Here is an 11,486-nt window from a genome sequence, read left to right on the forward strand (position 1 = left end):
ATGGCATTAGTAGAACCCATTTCTGGCGCGACTTCGAGCACACGATTTTCTAGCGGTGCTTATCGGCGTATCGAACTGATCCAGCGCTTCGGCATTCTCGCCATCTTCATGCTTTTGTGTGTGACGGCGGCGGTTTCCTCGCCTTATTTCCTCACGGCGGAGAACCTGTTGAACGTCGTGCGTCAGGTGTCGGTCGTCGGGCTGACATCGCTTGGCATGACGTTCGTGATTCTCACGGCGGGCATTGATCTCTCGGTGGGATCGATTCTCGCGCTCACCACGCTCGCCATCGCTGGGCTCAAGCCCTATGGACCGTTTGCGTCGCTGGCTGGCGGCCTTGCGATCGCCATCGCGTGCGGCTGGGCCAACGGCTTCATCACCACGAAAGGCCGCATCCAGCCGTTCATCGTCACGCTCGGGATGATGACGGCACTCGTTGGCGTTGGGCTCGCGTATTCGGATGGACAGCCGGTCATCGGCGTGCCGGTGTCGCTGTCGTGGATCGGGCGCGGCAAGCTCGCTGGCGTGCCGGTGCAGGCGTTGCTGTTCATCGTCATGGCCATCGCGTCGGCAGTGATATTGCGGATGACCCGCTATGGGCGACATGTGTACGCGGTAGGCGGCAATGCCGAAGCGGCACGTTTGTCGGGTGTACCGGTTGACAAGGTTCGGGTGATCGCCTACTGCCTCTCCGGACTGTTCGCAGGCCTCGGTGGCCTCGTCATGTCGACGCAACTCAATATCGGCGAGGCGAATCTCGGCAAGGGCCTTGAACTTGATGCGATTGCCGCTGTAGTCGTGGGCGGCACGAGCCTCTCGGGCGGTGCGGGTGGCATTGGCGGCACGATCGTCGGTGTCTTGCTGATCGGCGTTCTGAACAACCTGCTCAATCTGCTCAACATTCCCGCCTATACGCAGTTGATCGTGAAGGGGGCAATTATCGTCGGCGCGGTCTTGATCCACGCGCAACTCAATCGTTCAAAAGGCCGCTAGAGCGGTCCCATAGTCAAGGAGACAACCCATGGTCAACGCAAAAATGATGCAGCTCGCAGTCGCCGCAGCGCTTGCTTTTGGTAGTGCAGCGACCGTGCTTGCTGCCGACACGATCGGCCTCTCGCAGGAAAGCCTCGATCATCCGTGGCTTGCGACGCAGCGCAAGCAGATCAACGAAGCTGCAGCGGCTGCCGGCATCAAGGTCCTTGCCACCGACGGGCAGGGCAACGTCGCGGGCCAGATCGCCGGCATCGAGGACATGGAATCCAAGGGCATCAAGCTGTTGCTCGTGCAAGCCGGGAAAGCCGAAGGGCTGCGTCAGGAGTTGGCGTCGTTGAAAGAGCGAGGCGTGCCGTACATGTTTGTCGGCAAACCGATCGAGAATGCCGGCGCCGTCACGATGGTCTCAGGCGATAACCGGGCGCTCGGCGCGGACGCGGGTCAATACATTGTCGAAACGCTGACGAAGAAGTATGGCAAGCCCAAAGGCAACATTGTCTTGCTCGAAGGGATTCCGGGTGACGAAACATCGGTGAACCGTATTGGCGGGGTGACGTCGGTGACAGGAAAATCCGCGGACATCAAGGTGATCGCAAGACAACCCGCGGATTACCGTCGCCCGAAGGCCTATGCGACGATGCAGAACATCTTGCAGGCGCATCCTGCGGGCACGATTGATCTCGTGTTCGCAGCGAATGGCGAGATGGCGCTCGGTGCGATCCAGGCGATCAAGGAAAGCGGCCGATCGGGCGAGATCAAGGTGCTCGGGCTCGACGGGCAAAAGGAGGAATTTGAAGCGATCCGCGCGGGTGATGAAGCTGCGACGTGGCTGTATCCGCCCGCCGGTACTGAGAGTATGGCTGTCGCGGTCAAGATCTTAAAGGGCGAAAAGGTGCCCCCGAAGGTCGTATTGCCCACCGTGCGGGTCACGAAGGACAACATTGACTCGGTAAAGCCGGCGTTCTGAAAAGACAAACGGAATTGCGTCGTTACTTTGGAAGGCGCAATTCCTTTCTTCGGAGACTAACTTAGCTCCTCAACATCTAGACTTGACATAAGTAACATCAGCACATTTTCCGTAGGTGTCCTAATGTTTTTTATGATACCCCATCCTAGTGATCCTCAACATTGACGGGCCCCTGGAAGCGGAAGGAATAGGGCGTTAGCAAGGTGCCCCTGGGCACCCATCTTCAACAGCATTCTCGCATGCAAGTAAGGGCCGCGTCGCTAGCAGCTGACCACGTGGCGTCGGGGGCCTCACCGCGGGCCATGACATCGCCAAATAATATGGCGCCACGGTGCGTTCAAGTTTCTTCGCGGGCCCTCTGAATTGCGAGTCGAAACTTCCTACGCAGGAATATCAGGCACATAAGGTAACATCCATAAACGCCTAAATTAATGGGCAACAACAACACCGGGAGGCGCCAACCTTCGGTGATGCCTTCGCTTCAGCTTTCGCCTTCCTGATTTCGTATTGCCATTTCATCGCACCGCCAAACGCTGTGAGGACAGCCCCCAGGCCGACAAAATATGGCCCCCGTGACTGATACTCTCCAGCGACGCTTGAAACCCATTCGAGCATGCCATACCTCTGCAATTTTCCATGGAGTTGACCAGCAATCAATGCGTCAGAAAGGGCACGCCTTTTTCTTTCGAACTCTCGAAGATCAGCCAGAGAGGCCTTCACCGTATCCGCTGCCTGCTGGTGCAGTTGAATCAACGCGTCGTCGATCTCCGCTCGGTCGCTTTCTCCACTCCGCAGAGTCGAATAGCCGGTTGATCGCGGCCCGCAGGCGAGTGCCAGGGTTAAGTCTGCCATCTTAGCGTTTCCCAATTTTCAAACTGTCATGACCAGCTTGGAGTAGGCCGAGAGGTGGCCATCGGCCGTCAGCAGGATCAGCGGTTCCGACATGGCTTGTGCCACCAGCAGTCTGTCGAAGGGGTCTCGATGAATGTCCGGCAGGTCGCGAACCAACACCGCATGTTTTCCAAGCACTGGCAGTTCACGAAAGCCGCTGCCCTCGATCTCCGCTACCAGCATCTTCGGATCCGCGTCGAGCTTCCCCAGCCCCGCTTTAATCGACGCTTCCCAAATCGACGCGCTGCTGACGAAAACGTCGTCGGCCTCGGTTATCAGGCCGCGGGCGATGTGGCTCAGTTGCGGATCGTCTTGAAGCACCCACAGGTAGATGTGCGTATCCAGGAGCACGCGCACCATTAACGACCCTCAAAAGAAGCGAGCACGTCGTCTGGCAACGGCGCGTCGAAATCATCGGCAATGTGCAGTTTTCCTTTTAGCCGGCCAAAAGCGCGCGTCGGCCGCGCCGGCTCGATCGGAACGAGCTTGGCCGTCGGCTTTCCTGCTTTGGCGATGATAATTTCTTCTCCGCCCGCCGCAGCGTCGACCAACTTCGAAAAGTTCGTCTTGGCGTCGTGAATATTGACGGTTTGCATAATTTCCCCCATGTGGACTAAGGTTAGTCTAGTCCATATTAGCCCACTCGGTCAATCTTTCTTGGCCGCGGCCGAGGGGATTAATGATATGACGCGGGGCTGAAGTCGAAGCGCCGCAGCCGCCCGCGCAATTTCAGACAACAGCGCGGCGAAGTTCACACTTCATTTTACATAATTAACATGATCGAACTTTTGCATTGCATTGCGTCCTTGGCGTCGCCACGGGGACTGGGCGCGTCCGTTGATGGCCGTTCCCGTCGCGCCAGCCCATGCGACAATCCACGTCAACTGGGTGACGCTGGATGGTGACCTTATGACGCAAACCCGCTGGGAGCGATGTCGCGCGGACAAGCCTGCGCATGACTTTGTGCGTGCCGGTTCGTCAGACGGGACTTGGCGTGTGCTCCGCAGTCAGTGTTTCAACGACGAGATGGCACAGTTCGCGGACCTTCGAAACTTCGAGCATCCGAACTTCACGCCGCTGCGCCTGCTAGATGTGCACGGCGACGAGCACGAGTTCCATTTTCGCAGTCTGCTACTCGGCGAGCAGCTTTCGTTGGAAGCATTCGAGCTCATGGGCGACGACGACTCCGGCGGCTACCGCTTCCAGATCCTGGGTGATCCTGAATCGGAGCCGTTCGCGCCGATGGCTCAGCTCGTTCAGAAAATCAAGCGCGCCTTAGGGATCACGCACCTCGTCGCGGATGCTGGCGGGCTGCAGGTCGCCGAGACGATCGTCAGAGGCCGGCTCGAATGGGACGGGGTCGAACACACCAGCCAACCCTGCGTGATCATCGACGGCCGGCGTGTCGACTGGCGTGATTTCGGCGCGATGCTTCTCGCCTTCGAGGGATGGCAGTTCCGGCTTGAGCTGCTCGATCCTAGCGATGAAGCTTGATACAGTCGCGCGACACTCCCGACACTCCAGGAATTGATGGGTCACCGAATCAACGGTCGTCGATATATATGAGGTCGGATTTCTTTTTAGTTTCACGGGAAACCCTTCGGTGACCGGCTCGAAGAACATGCACTGTGAACTCGACGATGCGTGATGTTTGATGTTTGATGCGGCCCGGCTATACTTATGGTATTTGCTGCGGTCATGACGGGAGAACATCATGCGAACTACCCTCGATATCGACGACGATGTCATGGCGGTCGTACGCGCTCGCGCTGAGCGAGAGCACGTCTCTATCGGGCGCGTGCTGTCAGCACTTGCCCGGGCAGCGCTGCAGCCGGTTGCCGCCTCACCAACGATGCGCAACGGACTACCGGTCCTGCCAAACGCGCGCTCGGCGCGCCCCGTGACCCTCGATCTCGTTAATCAGTTGCGCGACGAGACCTCTTGATGGCATATCTTCTCGACGTGAACGTCCTGATCGCCCTGCTCGACGCCGGCCACGTGCAGCATGAGGCGGCGCATGCATGGTTCGGCCAAGTCGGGCACGCAGCATGGGCGACCTGCCCACTGACCGAAAACGGCGTGCTGCGCATCATCGGCAATCCGCGTTACCCGAACACACTCGAGACGCCAGCCGCTATCGCACCGCTCGTGACGCAATTGCGAGCACATCCCAGCCACGAGTTCTGGGCTGACGACGTGAGCCTCCTCGATGCACAACACGTCGATGCCAGCCGGATCCTTGCGACAGATCAAGTGACTGATACCTACCTGCTCGCGCTCGCGCGCGCGCATCGCGGCACGCTCGCGACGTTTGACCGCCGGCTGGTCGTCGATGCGGTCCCCGACGGCGCGCGGCACCTCGAATTGATCACATAGCGGCCAACGACACCCCGAGGGCTGGAAGCGCTTCTTCGGTGCGAGGCCGGAACTTGGCAGCTCTCCCGCCCTTCCTTTTGATTAGCGATGCTTGATAAATTCGGCAATTCCTTTTTTGTCAAATTGATAAAGTATGCGAAGCAAAATTCCCCTGACGCTTCCCGGCAACCCCCTACAGGAGCAATCCGGCAGGGCCTCGCTATCTCGTTGGGCTGGCGGCCTACCTGTCCGTGGAGGACATTGCGTCCCGCCCCGTTTTCGGCGGAGTCGAGGCAATTGACCTGGCGCGCGAGTGGGCACCGCATGTGATCCTAATGGACATCTCGATGCCGCAATGCAACGGCTTTGAGGCTGCCCGCGCGCTGCGCCAGGACGCCCGTACTGCTGGCATTGCCATCGTCGCGCACACCGCACTGGACGAAAGCGAGGTGCGCCGGCAGCTGACGGGCTACGAATTCGACGGCTATGTGCAGAAAGGCTGGCCCTTTGGCGAGCTGCTCGCGCTGATCACCGCGCTGGTCCAGTAACTGCCTGCCGCGGCAGGCTCACTGTAAAGACGGTCTCCTGTTCGTCCGACCGCACGTCGATCCTGCCGCCGTGCGCTGCGGTGATCTCCCGGGCGATGTACAGTCCGAGCCCGAGATTAGCGCCCTGCCGGGCTCCGGCATCCGGGCCGCGCTGAAGCGGGTCAAACATCCTTTGCAGCAGCGATGGTTCGATGGCAGCACCGGCATTTCTCACTCCGAACCGGACCTCCGTCTCGTCAACTGTCAGCACCACCCGCACCGGCATGTCCTGCGCGCCATACCTGATCGCATTCACGACCAGGTTGCCCAGCACCTGCTGCAGGCGTAGACCGTCCCAGACACCCGGCAAGCTGACAGGGGCCTCCAGCACGATCCGGCGGTCGCGATGCGCCGCACGAAGTTGGTCCGTCTCATCGGCAAAAACCGCCGCAAGGTCGACTTCGGTCGGCGCGATCCTGATTCCCAGGCCCAGCTCGGTCCGATTGAAATCGCACAGATCGTCGAGCAGTGCCTGCATCCGGGCACCGGTCCGGATCAGACGGTCGGCGGCGGCCGACACACCTTCACCCGCACCCTTCCTGACGAGATATGCAGCCGTCGCCTGGATGGTCTGCAACGGGCTTCGCATGTCGTGGCCGAGCATCCCAAGAAACAGGTTGCGCGCCCGCTCGACCTCGGCGCGGAAAGAACGGACGGATTCGGCGATCGCCTGGTCCATCGCTTCATTGAAGCGGATGATGTCATTCAGGTGGGGGCCTTCAGGCTGGCAATCATCCATCCACAACTGAAGTACGCTGGCGCGCAACGCGCGGTATTCGGCGGCCAGCTGGTTGATGTCAAAACCGCTTTGCGCGCGCAGGATGGCGTGCGTCTGTGCCGCCGTCTCGGGCGCACCGGCCAGTTGTGGGGCAAGTCCCCATGCCTTCTGCGATTGCGCTTCCCGGGTCTGCGAGGTCGACAGGTCGGCCACGATCGCCTGAAGCAGCGGCTTGGCATGGTCGCGCAAAGCCAGTGAGTCCATGCTTGCCGCCGCTGGCAGCAGGGTCACGGCAAACGCCTCCCATTGCGCCAGGATGCGCTCCATATCGCGCACGATGAAAACAGCCAGTCGCATTTCATTGCTTGAAAAAGCAAAGCTTCCCTTGAGGCTCGGGCGTGCGGGTTCATCGTAACGGTAGTATGCGCCGGTTCGCGGGGCATACCGTCCACTGAAACCGCCACCTGCAGATCATCCCCCGGCACCGGCAATGATTCTATCAATGAGGTCGCGCCTACCACCGCATTGCCAGCGCATCCCGATCCATAACAGCCACTTGGCCTTGTGGCTTTCTTCCCTGTCATTGCGACGCGGCAACCGCGCCGGCAGCAGTGCTGGGATCTCAGGGAGCCAGCAAAACAGCCCGCGCTTACGTCGCCATGCCTAGCGTTCGCAAGAGATCGGCCAGCCGGTACGGTTTGTGGATAAATGCGAAGTCGTCCAGCTGGCCGTGCTGTGCCCTCAGGGCGGGAAGGGGGTATCCCGAGGCAAGCACGATCCTGACATCCGGCCGAAGGTCGCGCGTCGAACGCGCGAGCTGGATGCCATCAATTCCCCGGGGCATCACGACGTCGGTGAACAGGATGTGGATGTCGTCGCGACGACTCAGCGCGTCCATCGCCTCCGATCCGTTGCTCGCGGTCAGCACCTCGTAGCCGAGGCTGCGGAACAGCGCCGCCGTCGCCTCCAGCAAATCTGGTTCGTCCTCCACGACCAGCACCGCATCCAGTGCCGGGCCGGTCAACGTGTCAGCCTCGCCAGATGTGTCTGTCGCGACGGGCAGATAGATGCTGACGACCGTGCCCTGACCCGCCTCACTGCGGATGAGCACGTCGCCGCCGGACTGAGCAATGAAGCCGTAGACCTGGCTCAGGCCCAGGCCGGTGCCCTTGCCCACCTCCTTGGTGGTAAAGAACGGTTCAAATGCACGGGACGCAACCTCGGGCGCCATCCCCGAGCCGGTGTCCGCGACGGACACCCTGACGTACGGGCCAGCCGCCAGCGCTCCCACAGTCCCTTCGCTCAGTTCGACGTTCTCGACGGCGATGACAATCTTTCCGTCGTCGGGCATGGCATCGCGCGCATTGACGACCAGGTTCAGCAGCGCGGACTCGAACCGCGCGACATCGAGCAGCACCGGCCGGGACCGGGGCTCCTGCCTGACTTCAAACTCGATCATGCCGTCCGCGGCCCGGCGAAGAACCGCCTCGATGCCACGGATCACGGCGTTCAGATTGCATTTTTCGACTTTGAGCGGCTGCTGGCGCGCGAACGATAGCAACTGCTGGGTCAGTGTCGCGCCGCGTGCGACCGCGCGCTGCATGGTTTCCAGCATCCGGAAATCAGCGTGGTCGTGCACCCGCAGCGAAAGTACATCCAGTCCGTTGGACATCACCGCCAACAGGTTGTTGAAGTCGTGAGCGACGCCACCGGTCAGCTGGCCCAGCGATTCCATCTTCTGTGACTGGAACAGTGCCGCGTTGGCGCGCTCCAGGGCCTCCGCTGCCTGTTTGCGCTCGGTCACGTCGCGCGTCACTTTCGCAAAGCCCACGAGTTCGCCGACGTCATCGCGGATCGCGTCGACCACCACATGCGCCCAGAAGCGCGAGCCGTCCTTGCGGACGCGCCAGCCCTCTTGCTCAAATCGGCCTTCTGCCGCGGCGGTTGACAGCGTCCGGGCAGGCGCTCCTCGGCCGCGATCTTCCTCGGTATAAAAGCACGAGAAATGTTTGCCGAGAATTTCGTCGTGCTTGTAACCCTTGATGCGCTCGGCGCCGGCATTCCAGTTGGTCACCTCACCCGCTGGCGAAAGCATGAAGATCGCGTAGTCGGTGACCCCCTGGACCAGCAGCCGGAACTGCTCCTCGCTTTTACGCAGCGCTTCCTGGGCGGCCTTTCGCTCCGTAATGTCGCGTGTGATCTTGGCAAACCCGATGAGCTTGCCCGAATCATCGCGCACCGGATCAATCACCACGCTTGCCCAGAACTGGATGCCGTCCTTTCGCACCCGCCAGCCCTCATCCTCGAATTTCCCTTCGGCCAGGGCGGTTCGCAGGGCAAGCGCCGGTCGACCGACACTGCGTTCATTTTCTGGATAAAACACGGAAAAGTGCTGGCCAATTATTTCACCCGCGGTATAGCCCTTGAAGCGTTGCGCCCCCGCATTCCAGGTTTTGATGAAACCGTCCGGGTCGAGCATAAAAATTGCGTAATCCCTGATGCCTGCCACGAGAAGCTGGAAAGACCGTTCCTCGGACATTTCCCCGGTTGGCGGTGTACGGTTTGTCATGGTGTTTTGTGAGTGGCGCCCGATCAGCGGTTTCGTCGCACGTGGGTGCAACGGCCTCGCCCGCTTACTCGCAAAACGCGCGCCAGCGCGGCGCATCATACACACTTCAAACCGCCGGCGGGACGCCTTTGGAGGCGGGCAGGTCCGGTGATGAGCCAGAGGAACCGGCCACCACCCCTACATCAAACGGACAAACACAAGGGAGACAATCATGACCGAGCGACTGGTTGACGTGATGGATGGCAGCGGTAATGTGCTGCATACCTACCCGATTACGCTAAGCGAGTCGGGCAGCGCTGACGATTCCGGATACAAGGCCAAGGCGCTGGAAGCCGCGGCGCACGGGCGGCTTGTGCCGGACCCTGAACTCGGTACCCTCACGGCCAGGATGCACACGGGTCGTGGCGGCCAGATGGCGCCGTACGGCGATGACCTGCAGGGTAATTCGGAAACTAGACAAGGTCTAGAGCAGGCTGTCCGGGAACGTGCTTATTTGCTTTGGGAGAAAGAAGGACGACCTGATGGGCACGCCGAAGAATACTGGCATCGCGCTCTCGACGAGCATCTTCGGGAGCGGGCCTACGTCCTGTGGCAGCAAGAAGGAAGTCCCGAAGGGCGACAGGATGAATACTGGCGTCGGCTAGTTCAGTTCCAGGCCCAGTGATTCCCGCCTGCCGGGGAAAATCCGGTGTGTACGGAACGGACAACGGATATAGCATGTGACGACATCACCCGGACGGGTCAAGTGGATTCGTCCACGCTTCGCCAAACCATTGCTATTCGAATTTGCGACTTTCGCCCGAAAGCCTGTCTGGGCCCCACATGTATTTGCGCCGCCGGAGTCTCTGATTAAACAGATGCGCATTTACGAAAAGCATTGACAGCGCCGCTCCCACACTATATTGTGGACCTCGAAATATTCAAGAAGCTCGATTGCTGATCACCATTTTCCGCCCCATCTGCGCGGTACTCGCTGTCCTCTCTTCTTCCTTGAAGTTTTTGCCGCTCCGCACCGGAGCTGTTATTTTTTTATTTCAGGGAATTCTCATGGATACCGGTACTGTCAAATGGTTCAACGATAGCAAAGGCTTTGGCTTTATTACTCCTGACGCTGGCGGCGACGATCTCTTCGCTCACTTCTCGGAAGTTCGGGGCGACGGCTTCAAGACGCTTGCCGAAAACCAGAAGGTGAGCTACGAGACCAGGCGCGGCCCGAAGGGTCTGCAGGCCGCGAATATCTCGCCGCAGTAACGTATTTAAAGGGCCGGTCTACCGGCCCTTTCTCTGTTAGAGACTAGCATCCTCGCGGAGCCATGCGCTCCCGATCTGAGCGCGGACTTCGACCTGCGCATCATTTGTCCTTCGACGCGATCCGTCTAGCCTCATTTCAATTTATTTCGCCTGTACTACAAGATGTCGTGCGGTCGGTTATCGCTTATGCACAATAATCAAAATCTTCACCACTACAACGGTTATTCAATCTCCCCATCCTCTCACGGGTTACCTGACGGCTGGTTTGCTGCAAATCTGCTGCTCACAAGAGGCGGGGCCGGGTGCTTGGCCGGTCTACTACCACTTTGACGCGCTCGACTATTTTGATAGCGAAACGCAGGCTGTCGGGCACGCAGCAGCATGGGCGCGCGGCTGGGTTGACAGTCGCGGTTGAGTGGGCCGGCCTGGTAGCGCAGGCGCGGCGATACGTGGCGCGCATCGGTTTGAATGCCTCTCAGTCGTGTGTTCCACCAAGCGCCCGCATCATTCAGCTCTTCCAGGAACGTGGTACTGAAGAGCGCGAAGAGGTGGGCCCCGTCACGTCGCCCTGAAATGCCACTCAAATGGGTCACCGGGCTCGACCGTCTGATGGGCGCAGCGGTATCCGTCATTCACATTTCAAGGAGCAGCGATGGCGTTGCTGGTTATGCAGGTTGCAGTGAGCGGGGAACTGGTGGAGGTGTTCGAGATGCCAGTGGATGACGTCGATGGACACCGGATGCTCGCTTGCGCAAATGACGATGAGCGGGTGATTCATCGTGCCGGCCAGACACTTGAAGATGGCGAGGTCTGGATCGATCTGATTGACCGGGACGGCGAGACGCTGTTTGATCAGGTGGCATGTTTCCACCGGGCGGATGCCGCCGACGCGCTGCAGGTTCATTTCGGCATGAACGCCGATGTCGTTAAGGACTGTCTTTCCAGGCCAAATGTTGCGTCGCTATATGCGAGGCATCGCGTAGCGGCTCAAGCTTATTTTCGCAAGATTGATCGCCTGGTCGACTGCTCCACGGTAAGCGGCTCGTCTCGACCGTTGTAGGGGGTGACCTCAGTACGCAGCACAATGATGTCCATCACTTTCGATTTGATGGACACCACTTTGTCAGAGTTCTCAGAGAAGAAGCCGGGTAGTCG

At 59.8% G+C, this 11,486-nt stretch carries 14 protein-coding genes; 9 read left to right on the forward strand and 5 right to left on the reverse strand.

The genetic code is table 11. From position 1 onward, the window contains the following. Together IAG25_RS36475 and IAG25_RS36480 are read left to right on the forward strand one after the other, a co-directional pair. On the forward strand, window positions 1-993 hold the full coding sequence (locus IAG25_RS36475) for an ABC transporter permease (RefSeq protein ID WP_187609198.1): 993 nt from the start codon (window positions 1-3) through the stop codon (window positions 991-993). A 28-nt stretch (window positions 994-1,021) separates the two neighbouring features. Then, a complete protein-coding gene (locus IAG25_RS36480) occupies window positions 1,022-1,960 on the forward strand; it encodes a substrate-binding domain-containing protein (protein WP_187609199.1) in 939 nt (312 codons plus the stop codon). 423 nt (window positions 1,961-2,383) lie between these two features. Here IAG25_RS36480 and IAG25_RS36485 read toward each other — a convergent pair whose 3' ends face one another. From IAG25_RS36485 to IAG25_RS36495, 3 genes are read right to left on the reverse strand one after another with little or no spacing between them, the layout of a single operon-like run. Continuing rightward, entirely contained in the window at window positions 2,384-2,812 is a 429-nt protein-coding gene (locus IAG25_RS36485) for a hypothetical protein (RefSeq protein WP_143756866.1), read from the reverse strand. A gap of 18 nt (window positions 2,813-2,830) precedes the next feature. Beyond that, window positions 2,831-3,208 (reverse strand): type II toxin-antitoxin system VapC family toxin, encoded by a 378-nt coding sequence (locus tag IAG25_RS36490; RefSeq protein WP_086972432.1) that lies wholly within the window; start codon window positions 3,206-3,208, stop codon window positions 2,831-2,833. Window positions 3,209-3,210: 2 nt separating this feature from the next. Continuing rightward, on the reverse strand, window positions 3,211-3,447 hold the full coding sequence (locus IAG25_RS36495; RefSeq protein WP_086972431.1) for a type II toxin-antitoxin system Phd/YefM family antitoxin: 237 nt from the start codon (window positions 3,445-3,447) through the stop codon (window positions 3,211-3,213). A gap of 244 nt (window positions 3,448-3,691) precedes the next feature. Here IAG25_RS36495 and IAG25_RS36500 point away from each other — a divergent pair, with 244 nt between their 5' ends. The 4 genes from IAG25_RS36500 (at window position 3,692) to IAG25_RS36515 (ending at window position 5,754) form a co-directional block, all read left to right on the forward strand. Further along, window positions 3,692-4,345 carry a DUF7713 domain-containing protein gene (locus IAG25_RS36500; RefSeq protein ID WP_255504219.1) on the forward strand — a complete coding sequence of 218 codons (654 nt, stop codon included), beginning with the start codon at window positions 3,692-3,694 and terminating at the stop codon, window positions 4,343-4,345. A 220-nt stretch (window positions 4,346-4,565) separates the two neighbouring features. After that, window positions 4,566-4,796 (forward strand): CopG family transcriptional regulator, encoded by a 231-nt coding sequence (locus IAG25_RS36505; protein ID WP_187609200.1) that lies wholly within the window; start codon window positions 4,566-4,568, stop codon window positions 4,794-4,796. After that, window positions 4,796-5,227, forward strand: coding sequence for a TA system VapC family ribonuclease toxin (locus IAG25_RS36510; protein WP_187609201.1), 432 nt, complete (start codon window positions 4,796-4,798; stop codon window positions 5,225-5,227). The genes IAG25_RS36505 and IAG25_RS36510 overlap by 1 nt, the downstream gene beginning before the upstream one ends. A gap of 224 nt (window positions 5,228-5,451) precedes the next feature. Then, window positions 5,452-5,754, forward strand: coding sequence for a response regulator (locus IAG25_RS36515; protein ID WP_255504223.1), 303 nt, complete (start codon window positions 5,452-5,454; stop codon window positions 5,752-5,754). On the opposite strand, the gene IAG25_RS36520 is transcribed toward IAG25_RS36515, so the two are convergent. Then, window positions 5,735-6,868: a sensor histidine kinase gene (locus IAG25_RS36520; RefSeq protein ID WP_187609202.1), complete on the reverse strand. Its 1,134-nt coding sequence runs from the start codon at window positions 6,866-6,868 to the stop codon at window positions 5,735-5,737. The two genes, IAG25_RS36515 and IAG25_RS36520, sit on opposite strands and share 20 nt — an antisense overlap. A gap of 292 nt (window positions 6,869-7,160) precedes the next feature. Further along, window positions 7,161-9,080 carry a hybrid sensor histidine kinase/response regulator gene (locus IAG25_RS36525; protein WP_304502700.1) on the reverse strand — a complete coding sequence of 640 codons (1,920 nt, stop codon included), beginning with the start codon at window positions 9,078-9,080 and terminating at the stop codon, window positions 7,161-7,163. A 211-nt stretch (window positions 9,081-9,291) separates the two neighbouring features. Here IAG25_RS36525 and IAG25_RS36530 point away from each other — a divergent pair, with 211 nt between their 5' ends. From IAG25_RS36530 to IAG25_RS36540, 3 genes are all read left to right on the forward strand, one after another. Continuing rightward, a complete protein-coding gene (locus IAG25_RS36530) occupies window positions 9,292-9,744 on the forward strand; it encodes a DUF2934 domain-containing protein (protein ID WP_187609203.1) in 453 nt (150 codons plus the stop codon). Between the two features lie 383 nt (window positions 9,745-10,127). Continuing rightward, the gene (locus IAG25_RS36535; protein ID WP_187609215.1) at window positions 10,128-10,331 is read left to right on the forward strand and encodes a cold-shock protein; all 204 of its coding nucleotides are present in this window, start codon (window positions 10,128-10,130) and stop codon (window positions 10,329-10,331) included. 652 nt (window positions 10,332-10,983) lie between these two features. Next, on the forward strand, window positions 10,984-11,391 hold the full coding sequence (locus IAG25_RS36540) for a hypothetical protein (protein ID WP_187609204.1): 408 nt from the start codon (window positions 10,984-10,986) through the stop codon (window positions 11,389-11,391). Window positions 11,392-11,486 lie beyond the last annotated feature (95 nt).

Source organism: Caballeronia sp. EK, assembly GCF_014384845.1.
In the GTDB taxonomy this organism is placed as follows: Bacteria; Pseudomonadota; Gammaproteobacteria; order Burkholderiales; family Burkholderiaceae; genus Caballeronia; species Caballeronia jiangsuensis.

What these genes read in the sequence shown, in the direction of transcription:
- IAG25_RS36475 (WP_187609198.1), top strand. Translation starts at nt 1, where the DNA reads ATGGCATTAGTAGAACCCATTTCTGGCGCGACTTCGAGCACACGATTT.
- IAG25_RS36480 (WP_187609199.1), top strand. Translation starts at nt 1,022, where the DNA reads ATGGTCAACGCAAAAATGATGCAGCTCGCAGTCGCCGCAGCGCTTGCT.
- IAG25_RS36485 (WP_143756866.1), bottom strand. Translation starts at nt 2,812, where the DNA reads ATGGCAGACTTAACCCTGGCACTCGCCTGCGGGCCGCGATCAACCGGC.
- IAG25_RS36495 (WP_086972431.1), bottom strand. Translation starts at nt 3,447, where the DNA reads ATGCAAACCGTCAATATTCACGACGCCAAGACGAACTTTTCGAAGTTG.
- IAG25_RS36500 (WP_255504219.1), top strand. Translation starts at nt 3,692, where the DNA reads ATGGCCGTTCCCGTCGCGCCAGCCCATGCGACAATCCACGTCAACTGG.
- IAG25_RS36505 (WP_187609200.1), top strand. Translation starts at nt 4,566, where the DNA reads ATGCGAACTACCCTCGATATCGACGACGATGTCATGGCGGTCGTACGC.
- IAG25_RS36510 (WP_187609201.1), top strand. Translation starts at nt 4,796, where the DNA reads ATGGCATATCTTCTCGACGTGAACGTCCTGATCGCCCTGCTCGACGCC.
- IAG25_RS36520 (WP_187609202.1), bottom strand. Translation starts at nt 6,868, where the DNA reads ATGCGACTGGCTGTTTTCATCGTGCGCGATATGGAGCGCATCCTGGCG.
- IAG25_RS36525 (WP_304502700.1), bottom strand. Translation starts at nt 9,080, where the DNA reads ATGACAAACCGTACACCGCCAACCGGGGAAATGTCCGAGGAACGGTCT.
- IAG25_RS36530 (WP_187609203.1), top strand. Translation starts at nt 9,292, where the DNA reads ATGACCGAGCGACTGGTTGACGTGATGGATGGCAGCGGTAATGTGCTG.
- IAG25_RS36535 (WP_187609215.1), top strand. Translation starts at nt 10,128, where the DNA reads ATGGATACCGGTACTGTCAAATGGTTCAACGATAGCAAAGGCTTTGGC.
- IAG25_RS36540 (WP_187609204.1), top strand. Translation starts at nt 10,984, where the DNA reads ATGGCGTTGCTGGTTATGCAGGTTGCAGTGAGCGGGGAACTGGTGGAG.